Genomic DNA, 24584 nt, shown 5'->3' on the forward strand with positions numbered 1-24584 from the left:
AGAGGGAAAACGGCGAAACGGCCGGACAACAGCCCACCAGTCTACGTGGACGGAAGCCGGCCGCTTACCACAGGCGGAGCGCGGAGTCAGCCCTTCTGGCTCGGATCCTTGTGACGCCGCTCCACGGGGCCGCGGCGTACCGACCCGGGGGCGATCCAGTCCGCACGCCTCCTGGCCCGCACCTTCGCGGCCTCGGAGGACTCCAGCTGGTAGGGCACCGAGGTCACCATCACGCCGGGTGTGAAGAGGAGCCTGCCCTTGAGCCGCAGCGCGCTCTGGTTGTGCAGCAGGTGCTCGTACCAGTGGCCGACCACGTACTCGGGGATGTAGACGCTGATCACGTCGCGCGGGCGGTCCTTGCGCAGGCTCTTGACGTAGTCGATGACCGGCCGGGTCACCTCGCGGTAGGGCGAGTCGAGGATCTTCAGCGGGATGTCGATGCCGCGCCGCTCCCAGTCGTTCCTGAGCGCCTTGGTCTCCTCCGGGTCGACGCTGATGGACAGCGCCTCCAGCTGGTCCGAGCGCACCAGCTTGGCGTACGCGAGTGCGCGCAGCGTGGGCCGGTGGAGCTTGGAGACCAGGACGATCGAGTGGACCCGCGAGGGCCTCACGGTGTCGTCGGACGGGGTGTCGGACGCGGCGATCTCCTCGGCGACCCGGTCGTAGTGCTTGCGGATCGCGGTCATCGTGCCGAAGAAGATCACCATGCCGAGCAGCGCGACCCAGGCGCCGTGGGTGAACTTGGTGGCCAGGACGACGACCAGGACCAGTCCGGTGAAGAACGCGCCGAAGGTGTTGATCGCCCGGGAGCGGATCATGTGCCGGCGCGCGGCCGGGTCCTTCTCGGTACGCAGATGGCGGTTCCAGTGCCGCACCATGCCGGTCTGGCTGAGCGTGAAGGAGACGAAGACTCCGACGATGTAGAGCTGGATCAGCCGGGTCGAGTCGGCCCCGTAGATCCAGACGAGCAGGATCGCGGCCCCGGCGAGGAGCACGATGCCGTTGGAGAAGGCGAGCCGGTCACCGCGGGTGTGCAGCTGGCGGGGCAGGTAGCGGTCCTGGGCGAGGATCGAGCCGAGCAGCGGGAAACCGTTGTACGCGGTGTTCGCCGCGAGGAAGAGCACGAGGGCGGTGGCCGCCGCGAGGAAGACGAAGAGGAACGTCCCGTCACCGAAGACCGCCGCGGCGACCTGGGAGATGACCGGGTCCTGGGTGAAATCCGCACCGACCGCGACACCGTTGTGGAGCAGGTCCTTCGCGGGGTTCTCCGCCATCTTCACGTCGGTGGCCATGGCCAGGCCGATGATGCCGCAGAACATGGTGACGGCCAGCAGGCCCATCGCCGCGAGGGTGGTCGCGGCGTTCTTGCTCTTCGGCTTGCGGAAGGCGGGTACGCCGTTGCTGATCGCCTCGACGCCGGTGAGGGCCGCGCATCCGGAGGAGAAGGCGCGCAGGAGCAGGAAGACGAGGGCGAAGCCGGCGAGCCCCTGGTGCTCGGGCTTGATCTCGTAGTCCGAGGTGGGCGCGTGCATGGTGTCGCCGAGGGCCAGCCCCCGGAACGCGCCCCAGAGGATCATCACGAAGACCCCGGCCACGAACAGGTAGGTCGGGATGGCGAAGAGCTTGCCGGACTCCTTGACACCCCGGAGGTTCATCAGCGTCAGGAGCACGATGGCGCCTATGGCGCAGAACGTCTTGTGCTCGACGACGAAGGGGATGGCGGAGCCGAGGTTCTCCACGCCCGAGGAGATCGACACGGCGACGGTGAGGACGTAGTCGACGAGGAGGGCGCTGGCGACGGTCAGGCCGGCCTTGGGGCCGAGGTTGGTGTTGGCGACCTCGTAGTCGCCTCCCCCGCTCGGGTAGGCGCGCACGTTCTGCCGGTACGAGGCGACGACGGTGAACATCAGGACCACGACCGCGACCGCGATCCACGGGCTGAAGTGGTATGCCGACACGCCCGCGATGGACAGCACGAGGAGGACTTCTCCGGGTGCGTACGCAACGGAGGACAGCGGGTCGGATGCGAAGACGGGGAGCGCGATGCGCTTGGGGAGGAGCGTTTCCCCCAGCTTGTCGCTGCGCAGCGCCCGGCCGATCAGGATCCGTTTGGGCACGTCGGTCAGTTTGGACACGGTGAGGATCGTAAGCGCTGCGGGGACACGCCGCCGAGGCACCACCCCCTCTGCGCCCGGAAAACCTTCATAATTACCCGCCCTCACCGCAAAAGTCCATGGAATCCTTAACGAAATCCTTGCGGTGCGGACCGGCGTCGGCCCTCGGTGGCTCCCCTCCCGCCCGGTGGCCCGCCTCGCTTTGCTCATCGGCCCGTGCGATACGCACACTCGGATGAGGCGGTCCGGGCGTCGCCGCATAAGCTCATCCACGGGCAACGCCGAAGGTGGTTGCCCGATTGTTTGCCCCGCAAGCTGAGAGAGAAGTGTGAGCAGGGTGTTTTCGCAGGTCATCCGGACGACCAGGACGGCGAGGTAGGCGCGAGGTGCACATCGTCATCATGGGCTGCGGGCGCGTCGGAGCCGCCCTCGCGCAGACCCTGGAGCAGCAGGGGCACACGGTCGCCGTGATCGACCAGGACCCCACGTCGTTCCGCCGGCTCGGTTCCGGCTTCGGCGGCAGGCGGGTCAGCGGGGTCGGTTTCGACCAGGACACCCTGCGTGAGGCGGGTATCGAGGAGGCCGGGGCGTTCGCGGCCGTCAGCAGCGGCGACAACTCCAACATCATCGCCGCCCGCGTGGCCCGCGAGATGTTCGGCATCGAGAACGTCGCGGCGCGCATCTACGACCCGCGGCGTGCCGAGGTCTATCAGCGGTTGGGCATCCCCACGGTCGCCACGGTCCGCTGGACGGCGGACCAGATGCTGCGGCGGCTGCTGCCGTCGGGCGCGGAGCCGCTGTGGCGCGACCCGAGCGGCGGTGTGCAGCTCGCGGAGGTGCACACCACGCCGTCCTGGATCGGGCACAAGATCAGCACACTGCAGGAGGAGACGGGCGTCCGCGTCGCCTTCCTCACCCGGTTGGGTGAGGCCATACTGCCCACGTCGCAGACGGTTCTGCAGGAGGGCGACCTCGTCCACGTGATGATGCGTACGGACGAGATCGCGAAGGTCGAGGAGGCCTTTGCCGAAGGTCCCGAGGAGGGCGGTCACTGATGCGCGTCGCGATTGCCGGGGCCGGTGCGGTGGGCCGTTCCATCGCGGCCGAGCTCCTGGAGAACGGGCACGAGGTGCTGCTGATCGACAAGGCGCCGACCGCCATCTCGGTGGAACGCGTCCCGATGGCCGAGTGGCTCCTCGCGGACGCCTGCGAGATCACGTCGCTCGACGAGGCGGCGCTCCAGCGGTGCAATGTCGTGATCGCCTCGACGGGTGACGACAAGGTCAACCTGGTCGTCTCGCTGCTCGCGAAGACCGAGTACGGCGTGCCGCGGGTGGTGGCCCGTGTGAACAACCCGAAGAACGAGTGGCTGTTCAACGAGTCCTGGGGTGTCGACGTCGCGGTTTCCACTCCGCGCCTGATGTCCGCCCTGGTCGAGGAGGCGGTGAGCGTCGGCGATCTCGTCCGGCTGCTGCGCTTCAGCCACGGCGACGCCAACCTGGTCGAGCTCACACTGCCCCCGGAGTCGGCGCTGGCCGGCATCCGGGTGAGTGCTGTGGCCTGGCCCGAGGACACCTCGCTCGTCACGATCATCCGCGGCACCCGGGTGCTGACGCCGAGCCCCGAGGAGACTCTGGAGGCCGGTGACGAGCTGCTGTTCGTGGCCGCCCAGGCCCGCGAGGAACAGCTGGAGGACCTGCTGTCGGTCCGCCGCGAGCCCGCCGAGGACTGAGGCAGGGCCGGGAGCAAGCGTTCCGCCGCACGGAAGGGGCCCGGACCGTACGTCGTCGACGTACGGTCCGGGCCCCTTCCGTGCGGCGGACCGAGTCCGGGCCCGCCGGATCAGTCCGTACGCCGGTGCCTGGCGGGGCCGGCGTCGTGATCCGTGCCGGCCATGCCCGTGGCCAGGCCGTCCCGGGCCGCCTTGCGGTCCTTCTCAGCCTGCTCCTCCGCCTCCATCTCGGCGAAGACGTCGATGGGCGGCGGCGCCTTGGCGAGGAAGACCCAGGTCAGATACACCGCGAGCAGGAACGGCGGGATCTTGAGCGCGACCAGCACCCATCCGAGCTGAGCGGTGTCGGCCCACCAGTACAGCGGGAAGAGGATCGCGCACTTGGCGAGCAGGATCAGCCCCCAGGCGTAGCTGGCCTTGGCGTACGCCTTCTTGCGGCCGGGGTTCCTGGTGCGCCAGGAGAGGTTCTCCTTGAAGACCGGGCCGAGGATCAGCCCGATCAGCGGCACCCCGGCGACCGTGGTCACGAGGTACGCGAGGGCGAGTCCGAGCGTGTAGATCATGCCCGGCAGATAGAAGTCCTTGGCATTGCCCGTCATCATCGCGAAGACGACGCCGAAGCCCACACCGAAGACGCCGCTGAAGGCGTGCTTGACGGTGTCCTTGCGGATCAGCCGCACGGCGACGAGGGCCAGGGAGACCACGAGGGCGGCGATGGCCGAGGCCTTCAGGTCCTTGTTGACGGTGTAGATCGTGACGAAGAGCAGCCCGGGCAGGACTGTCTCCACCATGCCGCGAACGCCGCCGAAGGCCTCGAAGAGCGCGGCTTCCGTGACCGCCTTCGCGTCGGTGTCCTGCTGGTCGGTGCGGTGGGGCTGGTCCGTTTCGGACGTCGGCTTGTCGAGAGACGTCACCGGCTACTCCTTGCCGAGCGGTCGGAGTTCGTATTTGGGGTTGAACAGCACCCGGCGACCGTGGCTCATGGCCACGCGGCCCGACGCGATGAGCTTGCGGCCCGGCTCGATGCCGACGATGGAACGCCGGCCCAGCCAGACCACGTCGAGCGGCGCGGTGCCGTCGAAGAGCTCCGCCTCCAGGGCGGGCACTCCGGCACGCGGCCGCAGGGTGACCGTCCGCAAGGTACCAGTGACCTTGACGATCTGGCGGTCCGAGCACTCGGAGATGCGCGTGCAGCCCGAAGCGTGCGTGTCCTCCTGCAGCTCCTCGGACTCCAGGTCCTCCTGGGAGCTGGACAGCCGGTCGAGCATGCGTCGGAAGCGGCCGGACCTCGAGGTCCCGCCTGACTTCTCGGATCGGGGAACAGCGCTCATACCCGAAGGGTACCGGTCTCCTGTGGCAGGGGCGGGCCCGTACGGATGCCACCCGAACGAGTGAGGCCGGTCACTCCGGGACGGATCGTCCCCGCTCGAAGCGGTAGCCCATGCCGGGCTCGGTCACGAAGTGCCTGGGGTGCGAGGGATCGGCCTCCAGCTTGCGGCGCAGCTGCGCCATGTAGACCCGCAGATAGTTGGTCTCGGTGCCGTACGAGGGGCCCCAGACCTCCTGGAGCAGCTGCTTCTGGCTGACGAGCCGCCCGGCGTTGCGGACGAGGACCTCCAGGAGGTGCCACTCGGTGGGCGTGAGCCGCACGTCGCGGCCTTCACGGTGCACCTTCTTGGCCGACAGGTCGACGGTGAAACCCTCGGTCTCGACGATCACCAGGTCGTCGCCGACGTCCTGGCCGACGGGTTCGGCCCGGCGCACGGCGGCGCGCAGCCGTGCCAGCAGTTCGTCCATGCCGAACGGCTTGGTGACGTAGTCGTCGGCACCGGCGTCCAGGGCCTCGACCTTCTCGTCGGAGGTGTGGCGTGCGGAGAGGACGAGGATCGGCACGCGGGTCCAGCCGCGCAGGCCCCTGATCACCTCGACGCCGTCCATGTCCGGCAGCCCGAGGTCGAGGACGACGACGTCGGGGTGGCGTGCCGCCGCGAGCTGGAGGGCGGTCGCCCCGTCGGGCGCCGCGTCCACCTCGTACCTGCGCGCCTTCAGATTGATCACGAGGGCGCGCACGATCTGCGGCTCGTCGTCGACCACGAGCACCCGGGTCATCGTGGACCTGCCTTTCCTTGGAACGTGTACGGGACGGGGGCGCGCCGCGGCGATCTCACGAGGCGACGCGCACGGGCGGGACGGGACCGGCCCGCACCTGTCCCGGCGCGGCCGTGAGCGTGAGGACCATGGTGAGGCCGCCGCCCGGGGTGTCCTCGGCGTCCAGCGTGCCGCCCATGGACTCCACGAAGCCCCGGGCGACGGCGAGCCCGAGGCCGACCCCGGCGCCGCGCGGGGCGTCACCGTAACGCTGGAACGGCTCGAATATGCGTTCCTTGGCCTCGTCCGGGACTCCGCGGCCCCGGTCGGCCACCCGCAGCTCGACGCGTTCGCCCAGGGAGCTGGCGGCGACGGTGACGCGCTCCCGGCCGGGGCTGTACTTGACGGCGTTCTCGACGATGTTGGCGACCGCCCGCTCCAGGAGTCCGGGATCCACGGCGACCATGGGCAGCGTTTCGGGGATGTCCAGCTCGACGCTGCCCTCGGGTACTCCGCCGAGGGCCATCGGGACGACCTCGTCGAGGTCGAGCTCACGGATCAGCGGAGTCACCGTCCCGGTCTGCAGGCGGGACATGTCGAGCAGATTGCCGACCAGGTGATCCAGGCGGTCGGCGCCGTCCTCGATGGCCGCGAGGAGCTCCGCCTCGTCCGCGTCGGACCAGGCGACGTCGTCGGAGCGCAGGGAGCTCACGGCTGCCTTGATGGCGGCCAGCGGGGTACGCAGGTCGTGGCTGACGGCGGCGAGCAGCGCGGTCCTGATCCGGTTGCCCTCGGCGAGCCGTCTGGCGGCCTCCGCCTCCCCCACCAGACGCTGCCGGTCGAGCACCACCGCGGCCTGCGCGGCGAAGGCGCCGAGGACCCGGCGGTCCTCCGCGGGCAGCACGCGGCCGGAGAGCGCCAGCGCCATGTGGTCGCCGACGGGCATGTCCACATCCGCGTCGTCGGGCCGGGCCACCGGCGCGGGCCCGACGGATCCGGCGCAGGTCCAGGGCTCGACGTCGTTCTGCCGCTCCAGGAGGGCGACGGATTCCATGCCGAAGGTCTCACGGACCCGGTCGAGCAGGGCGTCCAGGGCGGTCTCGCCCCGCAGGACGCTGCCGGCGAGGGTGGAGAGGATCTCCGACTCGGCGCGCAGCCGTGCGGCCTGGTGGGTGCGCCGGGCCGCCAGGTCGACCACCGAGGCGACCGCCACCGCCACCGCGAAGAAGATCACGATGGCGACGAAGTTCTCCGGGTCCTGGACGGTCAGGGTGTGGGTGGGCGGTGTGAACCAGTAGTTCAGCAGCAGGGAGCCCGCCGCGGCGGAGGCGAGCGCGGGGGCCAGGCCCCCGAGCAGCGCGGCGGCGACGGTCAGGAAGAGGAAGAGCAGGACGTCGTTGGCGAGTCCCGGCCCGTTCTCCATTCCGTGCAGGAGCAGGGTCAGGAGGGACGGCCCGCCGACGCCGACGAGCCAGCCGGAGAGGATGCGGGTGCGGCTGAGCCGGACCCCGCGCGCGATCGGCAGCCCGCGCCCCTTGGCGACCTCCTCGTGCGTGACGATGTGCACGTCGAGGTCGGGTCCCGACTCGCGGGCGACCGTGGCGCCGACCCCGGGGCCGTAGATGTACTGCCAGGTCTTGCGCCGGCTGGAGCCGAGGACGATCTGGGTGGCGTTGACGCCCCGGGCGAACGCGAGGAGCGCCGAGGGTATGTCGTCGCCTATGACGTGGTGGAAGGTGCCCCCGAGGTCCTCCACGAGGGTGCGCTGGACGGCGAGCTCCTTGGGCGACGCGGAGGTCAGCCCGTCGCTGCGGGCGATGTACACCGCGAGGATCTCGCTGCCGGAGCCCTTCGCGGCCATCCGGGAGGCGCGGCGGATGAGCGTACGGCCCTCCGGTCCGCCGGTCAGTCCGACGACGATGCGCTCACGGGCCTGCCAGGGGGCGCTGATGTCGTGTTCGCCGCGGTACTGCTGAAGGTACTCGTCGACCCGGTCGGCGACCCAGAGGAGCGCCAGCTCGCGCAGGGCGGTCAGGTTGCCGGGGCGGAAGTAGTTGGACAGGGCGGCGTCGACCTTGTCCGACTGGTAGATGTTGCCGTGGGCCATGCGCCGGCGCAGCGCCTGGGGCGACATGTCGACAAGCTCGATCTGATCGGCCCGCCGGGCGACCTCGTCGGGAATGGTCTCCTGCTGCCGCACCCCTGTTATCGACTCCACGACGTCGCCGAGGGACTCCAGGTGCTGGATGTTGACGGTGGACACCACGTCGATGCCGGCCTTGAGGAGTTCCTCGACGTCCTGCCAGCGCTTGGCGTTGCGGGAGCCGGGCACGTTGGTGTGGGCGAGCTCGTCCACGAGGGCGACGGCCGGCGCCCTTTCCAGCACCGCGTCGACGTCCATCTCGGCGAAGACCGCGGAGCGGTATTCGATGTCACGGCGCCGGATCTGCTCCAGGCCGTGCAGCAGCACCTCGGTGCGCGGACGGTCGTGGTGCTCGATGAACGCGACGACGCAGTCCGTGCCCCGCTCCACCCGTCGGTGGGCTTCGGACAGCATCGCGTAGGTCTTGCCGACGCCGGGTGCCGCACCCAGGTAGATCCGTAGCTTGCCGCGTCCCATGGCCCCATTGTCTTCCCTGAACCGGCCACCGCAGATACGGGGAGCCGGATCCGAAGCTACCCCGGGAATCTCCCGCCCAGGGCCCTCAGGGGTGCGCCGGGGGTCCGTATTGACGCGATTCTGACGGGGCTCAGCAGGTCAGACGTGCTCGATGATGTCTCCGTCACCGATCTCCAGGACCCGGTCGGCGAAGCCGAGCAGCTGCGGATCGTGCGTGGCGACCAGGACGGTGACGCCCTCGCTGCGCACGACCGCCCGCAGCAGCTGCATGACCGCGAGCCCTGTCTCCGCGTCGAGCTGCCCGGTGGGCTCGTCGGCGATCAGGAGGGCGGGCCGGTTGGCGAGCGCGCGGGCGATCGCCACACGCTGCTGCTGGCCGCCGGAGAGCTCCCCGGGCCGCTGCTGGGCGTGGTCACCGAGTCCCACCAGGGACAGCAGCAGCGCCACGCGCTCCTCGCGCTCGTGCGGGTCGGTCCTGCGCAGGCGCATGGGTACGCCGACGTTCTCCGCAGCGGTCAGGATCGGGATCAGGCCGAACGACTGGAAGATGAAGCCGATCCTGTCCCGGCGGAGCTCCAGCAGCCCGTCCTCGCCCAGCCCGGAGAGGTCCGTGCCTCCGACGGTGATGCGGCCGCTGTCGGGTGCGTCGAGCCCGCCGACGAGGTTGAGCAGGGTGGTCTTGCCCGATCCCGACCGGCCCTTGAGCGCGACGAGCTCTCCGCGGGGGATCTCGAAGGAGACCCCCCGCAGGGCGTGTACGGCGGCAGCGCCGCTCCCGTACGAACGGTGCAGGTCCTCGACCCTCACCATGGGGCCGTCGGCCGGGCTCTCGGCCAGGGCCGTGCCGGTCCGTCCGTCGGTGCTCCGTGTCATCGCTCTCCCCCGTGCGTACGCCGCCGTGTGTACCGCTCTCCTCAGGCAGCCGCCAGTATGTGCATGAGGCAGCCGGTGAGGCAATGGAAAGGCCGGTGGGCCGCGCCCCCTCCCCGGGGCACGGCCCACCGGCCGGAACGAACTGGGGTGCGGTCAGCGCACCTCGGTGATCTCGGGGCCGCGCTGGAGCTGTCCCATGCCGCCGGAGAACTTCGAGTTCTCCTGGTCCTCCTGCTGCACGCCCTCGGGCACCATCTGGGCGTCGTTGGGAAGCTTCAGGACGATCGGGTCACGCGGCGCCATCGGACCGTCACCACGCACGACGACGGTGTCCTGGAAGATCGTCTCCAGGAGCCCGGCGGCCTCCGGCTGGACGGCGCCCTGGCCGGAGATCACCCCGCGCAGGAACCAGCGCGGTCCGTCGACGCCGATGAAGCGCACCAGCTGTACGCCGTTCTTCCCGTCCGGAAGCTGCACGGGGACCTGGGCGCGCAGTTCCCAGCCCAGCGGGCCCTCGACCTCGTCGATGACCCCGCCCTGCTGGGTGATGCCCGAGGCGATCTCCTCGCGCACCTCGCCCCAGATGCCCTCCTTCTTGGGAGCGGCGAAAGCCTGCAGCTGGACCGCGCTGTCGCGCAGCACGACGGTCGCCGCGACGATCGCGTCACCGGCGACCTCCACGCGGAGCTCCATGCCCTCGACCCCGGGCACGAAGATGCCGCCCAGGTCCACCCGGCCCTCGCCGGGCTGGGAGACCTCGGAGATGTCCCACGGCCCGTTGGGGCGGGGGGCCGGCGGAAGGTTGGTGCGGCGCGAACCGCCGTCAGCGGTGTCGTCGAGCTCGTCGGCGACCTGCTCGGCCTCGCGCGCTTCGTCCGCCGTGTCCTTGGCGGAACCACTGTTCTTGCGACGTCCGAACACGTCAACGTCCTTCCCGGTCGGATACGACCGAAGCGTAGCTGTTCCCACCCTGGGTGTTACCGCCCGTGACGCCGTCCACGGCGGCGTGACCGCCGGTGGATCCGAAGCCCCCCTCGGCCCGCGCCGAGCCGGGAAGTTCCGTCACCTCGTGGAAGCGCACCTTCTCGACCTGCTGGACGACCAGTTGGGCAATCCGGTCGAACCGTTCGAACCTCACGGTCTCGCGTGGGTCGAGATTGACCACGATGACCTTGATCTCTCCACGGTACCCGGCATCGACCGTCCCTGGGGCGTTCACGAGGGCCACTCCGCAGCGGGCGGCGAGGCCGGAGCGGGGGTGGACGAAGGCGGCGTAGCCGTCGGGCAGGGCGATCGACACCCCGGTGGGGAGCACCGCCCGCTCGCCCGGGGCGAGCTCGGCCGCCTCCGTGGTGACCAGGTCGGCACCGGCGTCACCCGGGTGTCCGTAGCCGGGAATCGGCACGTCCGGGTCGACCCTGCGGATGAGTACGTCGACGGGGTGGCGCATCAGGGGTTCACCTCGAAGGCGCGGGCGCGCCTGACCTGGTTCGGATCGGACATCGCGGCCTGGATCTCCTCCGGCCGCCCGTTGTCGATGAAGTGGTCCACCTTCACCTCGATGAAGAGGGCTTCCGCGCGGACCGCGACAGGCCCTTCGGGGCCGCCGGTCCGACCCGTCGCGCGGCAGTAGATCTTCCGGCCGTGCACCGCGGTGACTTCGGCCTCCAGGAAGAGCACCGTGCCGACGGGCACCGGCAGGACGTAGTCGGTCTCCAGCCGGCCGGTCACCGCGATGACCCGCAGCAGCCAGCTCAGCGCGCCGAGCGTCTCGTCCATCGCCGTGGCCAGGACACCGCCGTGCGCCAGCCCCGGAGCGCCCTGATGGGCGGGCTTCACGGTGAACTCGGCGGTGACGCTCACGCCCTCTCCGGCCGTCGCCTGGAGATGCAGTCCGTGCGGCTGTCCGCCGCCACAGCCGAAACAGTGTTCGTAGTGGGACCCGAGGAGCTCGCCGGGCTCGGGAGCATCGGGATGGCGGACAGGCTTCACCGCTCCGGCCGGGGGCGTCAGACGTGCAGATGTTCCACTCACAGCCGCAGACCTTACCCGCGCGGCCGGCCGCGGGTCGCGCCGTGCCAAGCTTGCTTTCATGCAGCCTTCCGCACCCCCCTTCGACGAACGTCTCACCGCACCCCGTTCGTGGTGGCTCATCGCCTTCGGGATCGGCGTCGCCTGTGCGCTGGTACTCCTGCCCATCGGCGTCCTGCCGATGCTCGGCGGTCTGGTCGCCGGCACGGCCGCGGCCTGCGTGGGCGTGAGCTCGTACGGTTCCGCGCGCATCCGGGTCGTGGCGGGCGCCCTCGTCGCCGGTGATGCCCGGATCCCCCTCGAAGCACTCGGCGACGCCGAGGTGCTGGACGGGGACGAGGCGCGCGCCTGGCGCTCGTACAAGGCGGATCCCCGGGCGTTCATGCTGCTGCGCAGCTACGTCCCGACGGCGGTGCGGGTGAAGGTCACGGATCCGGACGACCCGACGCCGTATCTCTATCTGTCGACCCGGGAGCCGCAGGCGCTGGTGACGGCCCTCGCGCCCGTACCCGCCTGAGCGGTCAGCGTCCGGGGTCGTCCAGGCCCTCGGGCAGCTCCGGGGCGGGCTCCGCGGGCTGTTCCAGCGGGGGGAGCTCCGGGAGACGGTCCCAGGGGATCTGTCCGCGCCGCAGGTCGTTCCTGACCCGGTCGGCGAGCCTTCTGGTGTCCCGCCGGTTCATCAGGGCGCCGACGGCGGCGCCGATCATGAACGGGATGAGGTTCGGCAGGTCGCGCACGGTGCGCTTCATGATCTGCTGGCGGAGTTCGCGCTTCATCTGCCCGCCCAGCGCCGCGTTGAGCGTGGTGGGGCGTGAGACGTCGATGCCGCGCTCTTCCGTCCAGGCCGTCAGGTACGCGGTGCTGCGCTGGCCGATATTGCCCGGCGGGCGCCGGCCGTAGACCTCGTGGAGCTCGGCGACCAGCTTCATCTCGATGGCGGCCACGCCCGTGATCTCCGCCGCCAGTTCGGCGAGCATGGCGGGGGGTACGGGCATCATCGCCGCCGCCCCGATGCCCGCGCCGACGGTCGCCGTCGCGTTGCAGGCGCCCGCGACGAGCTTGTCGGCGAGCTGTTCCGGACCGAGTCCCGGGAACTGTCTGCGCAGGGTGGCGAGGTCCCGCACGGGGACCCGGGGAGCCGTGTCGATGATGCGGTCGGCCACCATGCCGACCGCTGCCGTGGCGCTCTCCCGGCTCTTGCGAACGCCTCGTTTCAGTGTGTGCAGGGGGCCGGAACCCTTCGGGGTCTCCCCCGGTCCGTCCTGCCCGGGCCCGGGTGACGGCTCCGTCGCCCTTACCGCTTCGAGCGAGGCCGGACGGCCCCGCTCGTCGTCAGGTGGTGTGCCGGGAGAGGCAGGCAGGGCGGCCTGGTGCTCGGCAGCGGGGTTCTCGCCCTCTGCCGGGCCTGTGCCGCCCTGATGTGCCTCCGACGACTTCGTGCGCCGCAAGCGCCGCTTCCGGAACGGTGTGTCGCCTGCCACGGCCGGCCGGCCTCAGTCGCAGTCGCGGCAGATGGGCTGGCCGTTCTTCTCGCGTGCCAGCTGGCTCCGGTGGTGCACGAGGAAACAGCTCATGCAGGTGAACTCATCGGCCTGCTTGGGCAGAACCCGCACGGCCAGCTCTTCGTTGGACAGGTCTGCGCCGGGCAGCTCCAGTCCCTCTGCCGCGTCGAACTCGTCCACGTCGACGGCGGATGCCGTCTTGTCGCTCCGACGAGCCTTGAGCTCTTCGAGGCTGTCCTGGTCCACGTCGTCGTCGGTCTTGCGTGGGGTGTCGTAATCCGTTGCCATGTCGCTCTCCCCCTCATGGGTGTCTGCGGTGTCTCAGCGCACGTAACGCGTGAGAGGCCGGACTTGTGCCCGACCTGAGGCGGAGATTTTGCCTCACATCAAGGTCTGTTACTCAATCGACACCCAACCGGATCCCTCGTGAGCGATCAGCTTGGGTGGCGATGGGGACCGTACACGGTCCGATTGCTGCAGTTCACGGGCGCCACCCCGTGTACTTCCCGTGATACCGACCCCCGGAAACCCGGACGTTTCCAGGCTTTCGGACATAGTTGTGGTCACGGAGAGTAGAGGGGCCGGAAAGCGCCCCTGTGATCGATCACACAGGGACAGAGCGGAAACAGGGTCCGAAAATTCCGCCCAAAGCGAACAGAGCGATCCAATGCGGGTTCACACCGTGAAGCCTCTCAGACGGGCAGGGTGACGCGCATCACGAGACCGCCGCCCTCGCGGGGCTCCGCGATGATACGGCCTCCGTGCGCCCGCGCGACGGATCGCGCGATCGACAGGCCGAGCCCCACCCCCTTGTCGCTGCCCGTGCGCTCGGTGCGCAGCCGCCTGAACGGCTCGAAGAGGTTGTCGATCTCGTAGGCGGGCACCACGGGTCCGGTGTTCGAGACCGTCAGGAGCGCCTGTCCGTGGCTGAGCTCGGTGGTGGTCTCCACCCAGCCGCCCTCCGCCACGTTGTAGCGCACGGCGTTCTGCACGAGGTTCAGGGCGATCCGTTCCAGGAGCACACCGTTGCCCTGGACGACGGCCTGGGCCCGCTCGCCGCGGACCTCGACCCCCTTGGCCGCCGCTTCGGCCCTGGTCTGGTCGATGGCGCGGTCGGCGACCTCGGCCAGGTCCACGGGCTTGCGCTCGACGATCTGGTTGTCGCTGCGGGCGAGCAGCAGCAGCCCTTCGACCAGTTGTTCGCTGCGCTCGTTGGTGGCCAGGAGCGTCTTGCCCAGCTGATGGAGCTCCGCTGATGCCTCCGGATCGGAGAGATGGACCTCCAGGAGCGTGCGGTTGATCGCGAGGGGCGTACGCAGCTCGTGCGAGGCGTTCCCCACGAACCGCTGCTGGGCGGTGAAGGCCCGCTCCAGACGGTCCAGCATCTCGTCGAAGGTGTCCGCGAGCTCCTTCAGCTCGTCGTCGGGGCCGTCCAGCTCGATCCGGCGGGAGAGGTCCGTCCCCGCCACCCGGCGGGCGGTGCGGGTGATCCGGCCCAGCGGGGACAGGACACGGCCTGCCATGGCGTAGCCGAAGGCGAAGGCGATGATGCTGAGGCCCACGAGGGCCAGCAGCGCCCTGTTCAGCAGGGAGTCGAGGGCGTGCTGGCGCTGGGCCGCGGTGCAGTTCTTGATCGCCTCGTTGAGCTGGCCGTTGTTCTGGGCCGAGCCGAGCTGCGGACAGGTGTCGCTGGAGATCTGGACGTTGGTGCCGGAGACCTGGAAGGCCGGGCCGCCGGCGTCGTGCAGGGCCTGCGCCGCCAGCATGTAGATGATCGACAGCAGGAGGATGCCCGCGATCAGGAACATGCCGCCGTACAGCAGCGTGAGCCGTATCCGGATGGTCGGCCTGAGCCAGGGGTACGGGGACTCCTGCGCCTTGGGTTCCCAGGTCGGCTTGGGGGGTGCCTTCATGGGGGCCGGTGAAGCTGCCATCACGCCCTCAGATCCGGTATCCGGAGCCGGGGACGGTGACGATGACGGGCGGCTCGCCGAGCTTGCGGCGCAGGGTCATGACCGTCACCCGCACCACGTTGGTGAACGGGTCGGTGTTCTCGTCCCACGCCTTCTCCAGCAGCTGCTCGGCCGAGACGACCGCGCCCTCGCTGCGCATCAGGACCTCCAGGACGGCGAACTCCTTCGGGGCGAGCTGGATCTCCTGCTCGTCCCGGAAGACCTCGCGGCGGTTGGGGTCGAGCTTGATGCCGGCCCGCTCCAGCACGGGCGGCAGCGCGACCGTGGTGCGGCGTCCCAGGGCGCGCACCCGCGCCGTCAGCTCGCTGAAGGCGAAGGGCTTGGGCAGGTAGTCGTCCGCACCCAGCTCCAGGCCTTCGACGCGGTCGCTGACGTCACCGGAGGCGGTGAGCATGAGCACCCGGGTGGGCATGCCGAGCTCGACGATCTTGCGGCAGACGTCGTCCCCGTGCACCACCGGAAGGTCCCGGTCCAGCACGACGACGTCGTAGTCGTTCACCCCGACGCGCTCGAGGGCCGCCGCTCCGTCGTAGACGACGTCGACGGCCATGGCCTCCCGGCGCAGCCCGGTGGCCACCGCATCGGCGAGCAGCTGCTCGTCCTCGACGACGAGTACGCGCACGGCGCAGTCCTTCCCTAGATCTTCGAAAAACGGCGAGTGGCCCTCGTTCCGGCCGCTCGCAGCACGTCAGCGGCACCGACTGTGCGCGTCCATCCTGCCCGTAACGCGCATAAACCGGCGGTAAGACGGCGCGGCCCGGTCCTCCGCTCCAGGGAATTGAGCGGATTTCCACGACAGTTGAGGTTTCTCGCGGGCGGGCGGCGGGGAGGACGCTCTCACACCCGCGATCACGCCCTGCATGTGGCGTACCACAGCCCGTCCCGCATCCAGAGGGACTGCGTGATCACCCGCACTCCGGCCCGTGGGCCGGAGGACCACCGGGCACACCCCCGTGCCACCGACCCACGACGAGGGGGCGCTTCATGGACGCTTTCACCGCAGGTCTGCTGCAACGAATCAAGACCACCGAGTCCGACCTCACGAGGGCTCGCGAGACGGGCGACGACTTCCTCGCGGATGTCGAGCAGGGAGAGCTCGACGACCTGCACCGCCTCGCCGCCGAGCACGGCGTGGAAATCGGCGCCACGAGCGTCTGAGACGCCACGAGAGGGCCCCGGGAGCCGTGATGGCTCTCCGGGGCCCTCTCGCCGTACCGGCATCCTCCCTGGGGCCCGTGAGGGCCCCGAGAGGGTGTACCTCAGTCGTGCCAGGCACCCAGCTCCTCCAGGAGCGCCTGCAGGGGCTCGAAGACGCCGGGGGTCGCCGCGACCGTCAGGTCCCCGTCGGCCGGCCGGCCCGGCCGCCCCCCGGTGAGGGCTCCCGCCTCCCGGGCGATGAGATCGCCCGCCGCGACGTCCCACGGGTGCAGTCCGCGCTCGTAGTAGCCGTCGAGCCGGCCGGCCGCCACGTCGCACAGGTCGACGGCCGCGGACCCGCCGCGGCGGATGTCACGCAGTCGCGGGATGAGCTGCTGGGCCACGGCGGCCTGATGGGTGCGGACCTCGGTGACGTAGTTGAAGCCGGTCGACACCAGGGCCTGGTCGAAGGGGGCCGTGGGGCGGCAGCGCAGCGCGTCGCCGTTCCCGTACGCACCGCCGCCGAGCACCGCGTGGAACGTCTCCCGCCGCATCGGGGCCTCGACGACGCCGACGACCCGTTCGCCGTCCCGCTCGGCCGCGATGGAGACGGACCAGGTCGGAAGGCCGTAGAGGTAGTTCACCGTGCCGTCGAGCGGGTCGATGACCCACCGGATGCCGCTGGTGCCCTCGGCGCTGGCGCCCTCCTCCCCCAGGAAGCCGTCGGCGGGGCGGTGCTCGGAGAGGTAGCCGGTGATCAGCTTCTCCGCCCGGATGTCCATCTCCGTGACGACGTCGATCGGGCTGGACTTCGTCGCGGCCACCCCGAGGTCGGCGGGGCGGCCGTCACGCAGGAGCGCGCCCGCCCGGCGGGCCGCTTCCAGGGCGAGGTCGAGCAGTTCGGACAGGAGGGGGTCGGTCACAACGCTCCAGAGGTGGTTCGCGGGGCCGGTCGGGCCTGTCGGCGCCCGGGGCGGCGGGGATGCGGGCGGTGGCTAGAACGGGCTGTCGGCACCTGCGGCGGCCGGCTTGGGGGCCCTGGCCGGGCAGCAGCCGACCGGACAGAGGTCGTGGGAGGGGCCGAGTGTCCCCAGGGCGCACGGCGCGACCGGGCGGCCCTGCTCGGCGGCGGCGCGCTCCAGGAGGAGCTCACGCACGGCGGCGGCGAAACGGGGGTCCGCGCCCACCGTCGCGGACCGGCGCACGGGCAGTCCGAGCTCGGCGGCCTTCGCGGTGGCCTCCGTGTCGAGGTCGTACAGCACTTCCATGTGGTCCGAGACGAAGCCGATGGGTGCCATGACGACCGCCGGGACACCGTCGCCGTGCAGTGCCTCCAGGTGGTCGCAGATGTCGGGCTCCAGCCACGGGATGTGCGGGGCGCCGCTGCGCGACTGGTAGACGAGCTGCCACGGGTGTTCGACGCCGGTCTCCTCGCGCACGGCCTCGGCGATCAGCCGGGCGACCTCCAGGTGCTCGGCCACGTAGGAGCCACCGTCGCCGTGGGTCTCCACCGGCCCGGAGGTGTCGGCCGCCGACACCGGGATGGAGTGGGTGCTGAACGCGAGGTGCGCCCCCGCCCTGACGTCCTCGGGGAGATCGGCCAGCGACGCGAGCACGCCGTCCACCATGGGCCGTACGAACCCGGGGTGGTCGAAGTAGTGCCGGAGCTTGTCCACCCGGGGCACCGGGAGCCCTTCGGCCTCCAGCGCGGACAGCGATTCGGCCAGATTCTCGCGGTACTGACGGCAGCCGGAGTACGAGGCGTAGGCGCTGGTGGCGAGCACGGCGATCCGGCGGTGACCGTCCGTGATCATCTCGCGGAGGGCGTCGGTGAGATACGGGGCCCAGTTGCGGTTGCCCCAGTAGACGGGCAGCTCCAGGCCGTGATCCGCGAAGTCCTTGCGCAGTGCGTCCAGCAGCGCCCTGTTCTGGGCGTTGATCGGGCTCACGCCGCCGAAGAGGAAATAGTGCTTGCCGACCTCCTTGAGCCGTTCTTCGGGGATGCCCCGGCCGCGCGTCACGTTCGCCAGGAACGGGACCACGTCGTCGGGGCCTTCGGGACCACCGAAGGAGAGCAGCAGCAGGGCGTCGTAGGGAGCGGGACCACGCAGATCGGACATGCACCCGATCCTGCCACCCGCCGCCGACAGTGCGGCAACCGCCGTCGGCGGGTCCGCCGCGCCCGTAAGCTGTATCGGCCACCCATACACCTGACAGGCTTTCCCGGAGCGCCCCTTGCCCAGCCCCTACCACGCCATCTTCGCCGCCCCCGGGTCCCTGAGGTTCTCCGCGGCGGGATTCTTCGGCCGGATGCCGCTGGCCATGATGGGCATCGGCGTCGTGACGATGGTCTCCCAGATGACCGGCCGCTACGGGCTGGCCGGGGCGCTCTCCGCCACGCTGGCCATGGCGGCGGCCGTGATGGGCCCGCAGGTCTCCCGGCTGGTCGACCGGTACGGGCAGCGGCGCGTGCTGCGCCCGGTGACCCTGGTCGCGGCGGCGGCGGTGGCGGGGCTCCTGATCTGCGCCCAGCAGCGGCTGCCGGACTGGACCCTGTTCGTCTTCGCGGCCGGCGCGGGCTGCGTGCCCAGCATGGGCTCGATGGTCCGGGCCCGCTGGGCGGAGATCTACCGGGGGTCCGGCCGTCAGCTGCACACGGCGTACTCCTGGGAGTCGATCGTCGACGAGGTGTGCTTCATCTTCGGGCCCATCGTCTCCATCGGTCTGTCCACCGCGTGGTTCCCGGAGGCGGGCCCCCTGGTCGCCGGTGTGTTCCTCGTGACCGGCGTCTTCTGGCTGACGGCCCAGCGGGCCACCGAACCCCGGCCGCATCCGAAGGAGCACCGCACGGGCGGCTCGGCCCTCCGCTCGCCCGGGCTCCAGGTGCTGGTGGCCGCCTTCGTCGCCACCGGGGCGATCTTCGGAGCGGTCGACGTGGTGACCGTGGCCTTCGCCGAGGAGCGCGGCCACCAGGCGGCGGCCAGTCTCGTGCTCGCCGTCTACGCCCTGGGGTCCTGCCTCGCCGGTGCCGTCTTCGGCCTGGTGCACCTGCGGGGGAAGCCGTCCACCCGGTGGCTGGTGGGGGTGTGCGCGATGGCCGTGAGTATGATCCCCCTCCAACTGGCCGGGAGCCTGCCGTTCCTGGCCGTGGCGCTCTTTGTCGCGGGCCTCGCCATCGCACCGACGATGGTCACCACGATGGCCCTCGTCGAACAGCACGTACCGCGCACCCAGCTGACCGAGGGCATGACCTGGACCAGCACCGGACTCGCCGTCGGAGTGGCACTCGGCTCCTCCGCCGCGGGCTGGGTGGTCGACGCCTCCGGGGCCGGGGCGGGGTACGCGGTGCCCGCCGTGGCGGGAGCGCTCGCGGCCGCGGTGGCGTTCCTGGGGTACCGCCGGCTCGCGGAGCCGGTTCCTAGGGGAGGGCGCGGGGAAGATGACCGAGACCTACGCACGGACGGCGAACACGTGGCGTAACTGGGCGGGCAACGTCACCGCCCGGCCCGCCCGCGTCGAGTCCCCCGCCTCCGTCGACGAGCTCGCCGACGTGCTCCGCAGGGCGTCCGACGAGGGCCTGACGGTCAAGCCGGTCGGCACCGGTCATTCGTTCACCGCGACCGCCGCCACCGAGGGCGTCCTCATACGTCCGGATCTCCTCACCGGTATCCGCGGCGTCGACCGCCGGGCGATGACCGTGACCGTCGAGGCCGGCACACCGCTGAAGCGTCTCAACGGCGCGCTCGCCCGCGAGGGGCTCTCCCTCACCAACATGGGCGACATCATGGAGCAGACGGTCGCCGGGGCCGTCTCGACCGGCACCCACGGCACCGGCCGCGACTCGGCGTCGGTGGCCGCGCAGATACGCGCGCTGGAGCTGGTCACGGCCGACGGCACGGTGCTGCGCTGCTCGGCCGACGAACACCCGGACGTGTTCGCGGCGGCCCGGATCGGGCTCGGGGCGCTCGGCGTGATCACCGCGGTCACGTTCGCGGTGGAGCCGGCCTTCCTGCTGACGGCCCGCGAGGAGCCGATGACCTTCGACCGGGTCACGGCCGATTTTGATCAGCTCGTCGCGGAGAACGAGCACTTCGAGTTCTACTGGTTCCCTCACACCGGGAACTGCAACACCAAACGCAACAACCGGAGCGCGGGCCCCATCGCTCCGCCCGGGCGGCTGAGCGGCTGGATCGAGGACGAGCTCCTCTCCAACGGCGTCTTCCAGGTCGCCTGTTCGTTCGGGAGGGCGGTTCCCGCGGCCATACCCTCCCTCGCCAGGATCTCCAGCCGCGCCCTGTCGGCCCGTACGTACACCGACATCGCCTACAAGGTGTTCACCAGCCCGCGGCGGGTGCGCTTCGTCGAGATGGAGTACGCCCTGCCTCGCGAGGCGGCGGTCGAGGCCCTGCGGGAGCTCAAGGCGATGGTGGAGCGCTCGCCGCTTCGGATCAGCTTCCCGGTGGAGGTCCGCACGGCCCCCGCGGACGACATCGCGCTCTCCACGGCCTCGGGCCGGGAGAGCGCGTACATCGCGGTGCATCTGTACCGGGGCACGCCCTACCAGGCGTACTTCACCGCCGTCGAGCGGATCATGACGGGATACGACGGCCGCCCGCACTGGGGCAAGATCCACACCCGTGACGCCGGCTACCTGGCCGGGAGCTATCCGCGGTTCGGCGAGTTCACCGCCGTACGCGACCGCCTCGACCCGGACCGGCTGTTCGCCAACGACTACCTGCGCCGCGTGCTCGGGGACTGAGCGGGGGCCGTTCCCGCACACGCGGGGACCCGCTCACCGGTCCGTGCCGCTCCCGGCGGTGTCCCCGCCCTGCTGGTCCGGGGCCTCCTCGGTCCCGGTCGGGTCCGGCGTGGCAGGCGTGGTGCCGGTGTCGCCCGGTTCCGCCGGGGTGGTGGCTTCCGGGGTCGTGACCCCGCCGGACGCCGACGGCGTGGGGGCGGGTCCGGTGGCCGGTCCGTCGCCGACCGAGGGGTCCGGCGGCGCGCTCCCGCCGTCGTCCCGGCCGGTGCCGGGCGGGGTCGGGCTCCCGCTGCCGGGAGCGTTCCTGTCGTCCCCCTGATCCCCCTCGTCCTCCTGGCCCGCGCTGTCCGACGGCGAGGGCGAGGGGGAGGTCGGCCCACCGTGGCGCTCGCCGCTCACGACGGTGCCGATGGTGGTCCTTCCGTCGCCCCCCAGATCGTGCCCGGAGACCATTTCGTACACCGTGATCCCGGCCATCGACAGGACGAAGACCCCTGTGGCCGCGAGGGCCGAACGCTTCCAGCCGCGGACGCGCGTGCCGTGCGTGCGGGCGTCGGAGTAGGAACCGTCCGGGAGCGCGACGCCGGGGCGCCGGCCGCCCGGGAACCCCTCGTCGGGGGCCGGGCTCCCGGGATGCGCACCGCCGGGCCCCGCCTCCCCCGGCCCGACCTGCCGCAGCACCGTCGTGCGGTCCGCGCCGGACTCCACCGTGCGCAGGACCCGCGTCGCGTCGTCCTCCGGCCGCTGCGGGCCGGGAAGCGTCTCCCTGGTGTGCACGGTCACCTGACGTCCCGCAGGGTGCTTCACCTGGACGGTTACTTCACGGATCTGCTCGCCGGTGCGGCGGAAGAAGTGCTGGAAGACCGAGCCTCCGCAGGTGGCCACCACGCTCATCACCCCGGCGCCGGCAATGGTTCCGTACACGCCGAGCTGCGAGGCCATCACCGCCGCCGCGACCGCCGCGACGGCACTGCCCGCAACCTGCGGGAGGCTCAGATCTATGCGCCTTTCCTTGCGTTCCGCACCGCTCTGCGGCTTCTGAACCATGATCAGCCCCTGCTCGACAACTACCCCACCTTGCACCAGGAAGGGACATTTGAGCGAATCAAATAGTTCCGATTCTGGAGATTTTGTGAAGCAGCACACTCATTGAGGGCATACCGCAGACATCCGGGTGACCCAACTCCCGTACCCGGCGAGAACTTCGGCGGCGCGCCGGTCCACCCACATGGCCCGAATGGAGTACTGTGGCGAGCCCTGGGGCCGGACTCCCACATGGGCATCCGGAACCTACGGGAGGGGGCCGAAGGACGGCACCCGAACCGGCGGCGCCGCGGCATCGCACGGGCGCCTGCTACATGGAGCGACCACCCGGTCACTCCGCATCGTAAACAGGTAACCGTGCCATCCTGGTGTTCCAGGGCCGAGGCCCGACACGCCGGGCAACTTGGCAAGGTTGTGGCAGGCTGAACCCGGGCAGGTCACACTCGACTAGCGGAAGCAGCGACGCACGTGACGTCGGCAGGCACCACCCGGGAGGTTCCCATGCCCGAACTGCGTGTCGTGGCCGTCTCAAACGACGGCACACGACTGGTGCTCAAGGCTGCAGACAGCACGGAGTACACGCTTCCGATCGATGAGCGGCTGCGTGCCGCCGTGCGCAACGACCGCGCCCGGCTCGGCCAGATCGAGATCGAGGTGGAGAGCCATCTCCGCCCGCGCGACATCCAGGCGCGTATACGCGCCGGTGCCTCCGCCGAGGAGGTCGCCCAGTTCGCCGGCATCCCGGTGGACCGGGTACGCCGCTTCGAGGGCCCCGTGCTCGCGGAGCGCGCGTTCATGGCCGAGCGCGCCCGGAAGACTCCGGTGCGGCGCCCCGGCGAGAACACCGGTCCCCAGCTCGGCGAGGCGGTGCAGGAGCGGCTGCTGCTGCGCGGAGCCGACAGGGAGACCGTCCAGTGGGACTCCTGGCGCCGGGACGACGGCACCTGGGAGGTCCTCCTGGTCTACCGCGTCGCGGGCGAACCGCACTCCGCGAGCTGGACGTACGACCCGCCGCGGCGGCTCGTACAGGCCGTGGACGAGGAGGCGCGCTCGCTGATCGGCGAGACCGACGACGCCGCGGCTCCGGAGCCGAGCTTCCCGTTCGTACCCCGGATCGCGCGGCTGCCGCGCGACCGGCCGCTGGACCGTGCGCTGGACCGCCAGATCGAGCGTCCGGCTCCCCCCGCGCCGGATCCGGAGGAGCGCGTCAGCGGTGTGTCCGCCGGCGAGCGCGACTCGCTGACCAGCCTCCTGGAGGCGGTGCCGAGCTTCCGTGGCGACATGGTCGTCCCGGAGCGGCCTTCGCAGCCCGAGCCGCCCGCCCTCGAGCCCGCGCAGCAGGAGGAGCCCGAGGCCGACGAGCCGCCGGCCGCGGCGGCGTCCGCCGGTGCGGGATCCGCCTACGCCGACGTGCTGATGCCCCGCGCGGTGGCCGGCCACCGCGACAGGCTGACCGGGACGACGGACCGCCAGGCCGAGGCGGACGGTGTGCGTCCGGGCCGCCGGGCGGCGGTACCGAGCTGGGACGAGATCGTCTTCGGCACACGCAGGAAGAAGCAGGACTGAGGACCGGCCTGGGTGACCGTGACATGAGGAGGGCCCGTACGCAGCCGCGTGCGGGCCCTCGCTCCGTCCGGATCCCGGTCGCGTCAGGCGGGGTCCGGCCCGGTGGCGACGGGGCGGGACCCGTCCGAGGACCACTCCGACCAGGACCCGGCGTACAGGGCGGCCCGGTACCCGGCGAGCTCCAGTGCCAGTACCTCATGCGCGCCCGAGACGCCGGAGCCGCAGTAGACGCCGACCTGGGTGCCGCCGTCGGCCCCCAGGCCGGCGAAGCGGGAGGCGAGGGCCTCGGCGGCCAGGAAGCGCCCGTCCTCGCCGACGTTCTGCGTGGTCGGCGCCGACACCGCGCCGGGGATGTGGCCGCCGACGCGGTCGATCGGCTCCACGTCCCCCCGGTAGCGCTCCGCGGCCCGTGCGTCGAGCAGCAGACCGGAGCGGGCCAGATCCGCGGCCGCGTCCGCGTCGAGGAGGCCGAGCGCGCCCGGCTGGGGCCGGAAGTCGCCCTCGACGGGCTCCGGGACGCGGGTGGTGAGGTCGCCGGTCCACGCGGCGAGGCCGCCGTCCAGGACGCGGACGTCGGCGTGCCCGGTCCAGCGCAGCAGCCACCACGCCCGGGCCGCCGCCCAGCCCTGACCGCCGTCGTAGACCACCACCGGGCTGTCCTGGCCGACCCCCGCCCGCCGCATGACGGCTCCGAAGGCCTCCGGGTCCGGCAGGGGATGACGGCCGCCGCTGCCCGCCGGACCCGCGAGCTCGGAGTCGAGGTCGACGAAGACCGCGCCCGGGATGTGCCCGGCCTCGTAGTCGGCGCGGCCGTTCGGTCCGCCGAGCTGCCAGCGGATGTCCAGGAGCACGGGCGGGCGCGGACCGGCGGACTCGCTCAGGTATTCGGATGCGGTGATGATGGGCTTCATGGGTGCCATCTTCGCGCAGGGGCGACCGCCCTCGGTGACGCGATACCGAAGTGGATGTATCGCAAGAAAGCGGACTTCACGCTGAGCGGAGCCGCGAAACGCGGCGCGGCCGGGGTGCCTCGGAGGCTCAGTGGTGCGAGCATCTGCACGGAGCGTACGCACCCGTATCCGTGCCGCTGGACACCGCACAGGCCCCGTCCCCCCTTACGGCCACCCCGATGGTACGAGGAGAGA

The 24584-nt window shown here is 71.2% G+C and carries 24 protein-coding genes; 7 read left to right on the forward strand and 17 right to left on the reverse strand.

From position 1 onward, the window contains the following. Positions 1 to 86 precede the first annotated feature (86 nt). Complete coding sequence (locus ACZ32T_RS30260; protein ID WP_467273476.1) at positions 87 to 2135, reverse strand: APC family permease; 2049 nt, start codon at positions 2133 to 2135, stop codon at positions 87 to 89. 365 nt (positions 2136 to 2500) lie between these two features. Between ACZ32T_RS30260 and ACZ32T_RS30265 the strand changes: the two genes are divergently transcribed. Both ACZ32T_RS30265 and ACZ32T_RS30270 read left to right on the forward strand, forming a co-directional pair. Continuing rightward, positions 2501 to 3169 (forward strand): potassium channel family protein, encoded by a 669-nt coding sequence (locus tag ACZ32T_RS30265; RefSeq protein WP_356710301.1) that lies wholly within the window; start codon positions 2501 to 2503, stop codon positions 3167 to 3169. Beyond that, on the forward strand, positions 3169 to 3846 hold the full coding sequence (locus tag ACZ32T_RS30270; RefSeq protein WP_322983383.1) for a potassium channel family protein: 678 nt from the start codon (positions 3169 to 3171) through the stop codon (positions 3844 to 3846). Before ACZ32T_RS30265 ends, ACZ32T_RS30270 begins: the two co-directional genes overlap by 1 nt. A gap of 110 nt (positions 3847 to 3956) precedes the next feature. On the opposite strand, the gene ACZ32T_RS30275 is transcribed toward ACZ32T_RS30270, so the two are convergent. From ACZ32T_RS30275 to ACZ32T_RS30310, 8 genes are all read right to left on the reverse strand, one after another. Further along, complete coding sequence (locus ACZ32T_RS30275) at positions 3957 to 4760, reverse strand: DUF3159 domain-containing protein (protein WP_467370206.1); 804 nt, start codon at positions 4758 to 4760, stop codon at positions 3957 to 3959. A 3-nt stretch (positions 4761 to 4763) separates the two neighbouring features. Continuing rightward, the gene (locus ACZ32T_RS30280; protein WP_356710297.1) at positions 4764 to 5177 is read right to left on the reverse strand and encodes an OB-fold nucleic acid binding domain-containing protein; all 414 of its coding nucleotides are present in this window, start codon (positions 5175 to 5177) and stop codon (positions 4764 to 4766) included. 70 nt (positions 5178 to 5247) lie between these two features. Continuing rightward, positions 5248 to 5955 (reverse strand): response regulator, encoded by a 708-nt coding sequence (locus tag ACZ32T_RS30285; RefSeq protein ID WP_356710295.1) that lies wholly within the window; start codon positions 5953 to 5955, stop codon positions 5248 to 5250. Positions 5956 to 6010: 55 nt separating this feature from the next. Continuing rightward, entirely contained in the window at positions 6011 to 8554 is a 2544-nt protein-coding gene (locus tag ACZ32T_RS30290; protein WP_467270328.1) for a DUF4118 domain-containing protein, read from the reverse strand. Between the two features lie 138 nt (positions 8555 to 8692). Continuing rightward, complete coding sequence (locus ACZ32T_RS30295) at positions 8693 to 9427, reverse strand: ABC transporter ATP-binding protein (RefSeq protein WP_467270330.1); 735 nt, start codon at positions 9425 to 9427, stop codon at positions 8693 to 8695. 153 nt (positions 9428 to 9580) lie between these two features. Continuing rightward, on the reverse strand, positions 9581 to 10348 hold the full coding sequence (locus tag ACZ32T_RS30300; protein WP_467270332.1) for a DUF3710 domain-containing protein: 768 nt from the start codon (positions 10346 to 10348) through the stop codon (positions 9581 to 9583). A gap of 1 nt (position 10349) precedes the next feature. Beyond that, a complete protein-coding gene (gene dut, locus ACZ32T_RS30305; RefSeq protein WP_014153608.1) occupies positions 10350 to 10877 on the reverse strand; it encodes a dUTP diphosphatase in 528 nt (175 codons plus the stop codon). Continuing rightward, positions 10877 to 11461 (reverse strand): PaaI family thioesterase, encoded by a 585-nt coding sequence (locus ACZ32T_RS30310; protein WP_356710287.1) that lies wholly within the window; start codon positions 11459 to 11461, stop codon positions 10877 to 10879. Before ACZ32T_RS30310 ends, dut begins: the two co-directional genes overlap by 1 nt. Before the next feature lie 58 nt (positions 11462 to 11519). Between ACZ32T_RS30310 and ACZ32T_RS30315 the strand changes: the two genes are divergently transcribed. Continuing rightward, complete coding sequence (locus ACZ32T_RS30315; RefSeq protein WP_467270335.1) at positions 11520 to 11975, forward strand: DUF3093 domain-containing protein; 456 nt, start codon at positions 11520 to 11522, stop codon at positions 11973 to 11975. Positions 11976 to 11979: 4 nt separating this feature from the next. On the opposite strand, the gene ACZ32T_RS30320 is transcribed toward ACZ32T_RS30315, so the two are convergent. The 4 genes from ACZ32T_RS30320 to ACZ32T_RS30335 all read right to left on the reverse strand — a co-directional run bounded on the left by ACZ32T_RS30320 (position 11980) and on the right by ACZ32T_RS30335 (position 15555). Next, complete coding sequence (locus tag ACZ32T_RS30320; protein ID WP_467270337.1) at positions 11980 to 12939, reverse strand: hypothetical protein; 960 nt, start codon at positions 12937 to 12939, stop codon at positions 11980 to 11982. A gap of 12 nt (positions 12940 to 12951) precedes the next feature. Further along, positions 12952 to 13248, reverse strand: a complete 297-nt coding sequence (locus ACZ32T_RS30325; protein WP_003965732.1) for a DUF4193 domain-containing protein — start codon at positions 13246 to 13248, stop codon at positions 12952 to 12954. Positions 13249 to 13652: 404 nt separating this feature from the next. Then, entirely contained in the window at positions 13653 to 14894 is a 1242-nt protein-coding gene (locus tag ACZ32T_RS30330) for a sensor histidine kinase (protein WP_467270339.1), read from the reverse strand. Between the two features lie 7 nt (positions 14895 to 14901). Beyond that, on the reverse strand, positions 14902 to 15555 hold the full coding sequence (locus tag ACZ32T_RS30335; protein WP_031089418.1) for a response regulator transcription factor: 654 nt from the start codon (positions 15553 to 15555) through the stop codon (positions 14902 to 14904). 362 nt (positions 15556 to 15917) lie between these two features. Here ACZ32T_RS30335 and ACZ32T_RS30340 point away from each other — a divergent pair, with 362 nt between their 5' ends. Next, complete coding sequence (locus ACZ32T_RS30340; RefSeq protein WP_164992724.1) at positions 15918 to 16091, forward strand: hypothetical protein; 174 nt, start codon at positions 15918 to 15920, stop codon at positions 16089 to 16091. A gap of 101 nt (positions 16092 to 16192) precedes the next feature. Here the strand turns inward: ACZ32T_RS30340 and ACZ32T_RS30345 are convergent, their stop codons facing one another. Together ACZ32T_RS30345 and ACZ32T_RS30350 are read right to left on the reverse strand one after the other, a co-directional pair. After that, positions 16193 to 16993, reverse strand: coding sequence for an inositol monophosphatase family protein (locus ACZ32T_RS30345; protein WP_401631682.1), 801 nt, complete (start codon positions 16991 to 16993; stop codon positions 16193 to 16195). Positions 16994 to 17065: 72 nt separating this feature from the next. Further along, on the reverse strand, positions 17066 to 18190 hold the full coding sequence (locus ACZ32T_RS30350; protein WP_467270343.1) for a ferrochelatase: 1125 nt from the start codon (positions 18188 to 18190) through the stop codon (positions 17066 to 17068). Positions 18191 to 18305: 115 nt separating this feature from the next. Between ACZ32T_RS30350 and ACZ32T_RS30355 the strand changes: the two genes are divergently transcribed. Together ACZ32T_RS30355 and ACZ32T_RS30360 are read left to right on the forward strand one after the other, a co-directional pair. Then, entirely contained in the window at positions 18306 to 19550 is a 1245-nt protein-coding gene (locus tag ACZ32T_RS30355; protein WP_467270345.1) for an MFS transporter, read from the forward strand. Beyond that, positions 19510 to 20829, forward strand: coding sequence for a D-arabinono-1,4-lactone oxidase (locus tag ACZ32T_RS30360; protein WP_467370210.1), 1320 nt, complete (start codon positions 19510 to 19512; stop codon positions 20827 to 20829). Before ACZ32T_RS30355 ends, ACZ32T_RS30360 begins: the two co-directional genes overlap by 41 nt. 33 nt (positions 20830 to 20862) lie before the next feature. Here ACZ32T_RS30360 and ACZ32T_RS30365 read toward each other — a convergent pair whose 3' ends face one another. Beyond that, positions 20863 to 21876 (reverse strand): hypothetical protein, encoded by a 1014-nt coding sequence (locus ACZ32T_RS30365; RefSeq protein WP_467270349.1) that lies wholly within the window; start codon positions 21874 to 21876, stop codon positions 20863 to 20865. 498 nt (positions 21877 to 22374) lie between these two features. Between ACZ32T_RS30365 and sepH the strand changes: the two genes are divergently transcribed. Then, positions 22375 to 23439, forward strand: a complete 1065-nt coding sequence (gene sepH / locus ACZ32T_RS30370) for a septation protein SepH (RefSeq protein ID WP_467370214.1) — start codon at positions 22375 to 22377, stop codon at positions 23437 to 23439. Between the two features lie 83 nt (positions 23440 to 23522). Here the strand turns inward: sepH and ACZ32T_RS30375 are convergent, their stop codons facing one another. After that, positions 23523 to 24350, reverse strand: coding sequence for a sulfurtransferase (locus ACZ32T_RS30375; protein ID WP_467270352.1), 828 nt, complete (start codon positions 24348 to 24350; stop codon positions 23523 to 23525). Between the last annotated feature and the right edge of the window lie 234 nt (positions 24351 to 24584).

The sequence above is a fragment of the Streptomyces sp. NPDC023573 genome, from assembly GCF_055559735.1.

Bases quoted from the DNA above. Each gene is read 5' to 3' on its own strand.
- ACZ32T_RS30270 (WP_322983383.1), top strand. From the start codon at position 3,169: ATGCGCGTCGCGATTGCCGGGGCCGGTGCGGTGGGCCGTTCCATCGCG.
- ACZ32T_RS30280 (WP_356710297.1), bottom strand. From the start codon at position 5,177: ATGAGCGCTGTTCCCCGATCCGAGAAGTCAGGCGGGACCTCGAGGTCC.
- ACZ32T_RS30285 (WP_356710295.1), bottom strand. From the start codon at position 5,955: ATGACCCGGGTGCTCGTGGTCGACGACGAGCCGCAGATCGTGCGCGCC.
- ACZ32T_RS30290 (WP_467270328.1), bottom strand. From the start codon at position 8,554: ATGGGACGCGGCAAGCTACGGATCTACCTGGGTGCGGCACCCGGCGTC.
- ACZ32T_RS30295 (WP_467270330.1), bottom strand. From the start codon at position 9,427: ATGACACGGAGCACCGACGGACGGACCGGCACGGCCCTGGCCGAGAGC.
- dut (WP_014153608.1), bottom strand. From the start codon at position 10,877: ATGCGCCACCCCGTCGACGTACTCATCCGCAGGGTCGACCCGGACGTG.
- ACZ32T_RS30315 (WP_467270335.1), top strand. From the start codon at position 11,520: ATGCAGCCTTCCGCACCCCCCTTCGACGAACGTCTCACCGCACCCCGT.
- ACZ32T_RS30325 (WP_003965732.1), bottom strand. From the start codon at position 13,248: ATGGCAACGGATTACGACACCCCACGCAAGACCGACGACGACGTGGAC.
- ACZ32T_RS30330 (WP_467270339.1), bottom strand. From the start codon at position 14,894: ATGGCAGCTTCACCGGCCCCCATGAAGGCACCCCCCAAGCCGACCTGG.
- ACZ32T_RS30340 (WP_164992724.1), top strand. From the start codon at position 15,918: ATGGACGCTTTCACCGCAGGTCTGCTGCAACGAATCAAGACCACCGAG.
- ACZ32T_RS30350 (WP_467270343.1), bottom strand. From the start codon at position 18,190: ATGTCCGATCTGCGTGGTCCCGCTCCCTACGACGCCCTGCTGCTGCTC.
- ACZ32T_RS30360 (WP_467370210.1), top strand. From the start codon at position 19,510: ATGACCGAGACCTACGCACGGACGGCGAACACGTGGCGTAACTGGGCG.
- ACZ32T_RS30365 (WP_467270349.1), bottom strand. From the start codon at position 21,876: ATGGTTCAGAAGCCGCAGAGCGGTGCGGAACGCAAGGAAAGGCGCATA.
- sepH (WP_467370214.1), top strand. From the start codon at position 22,375: ATGCCCGAACTGCGTGTCGTGGCCGTCTCAAACGACGGCACACGACTG.
- ACZ32T_RS30375 (WP_467270352.1), bottom strand. From the start codon at position 24,350: ATGAAGCCCATCATCACCGCATCCGAATACCTGAGCGAGTCCGCCGGT.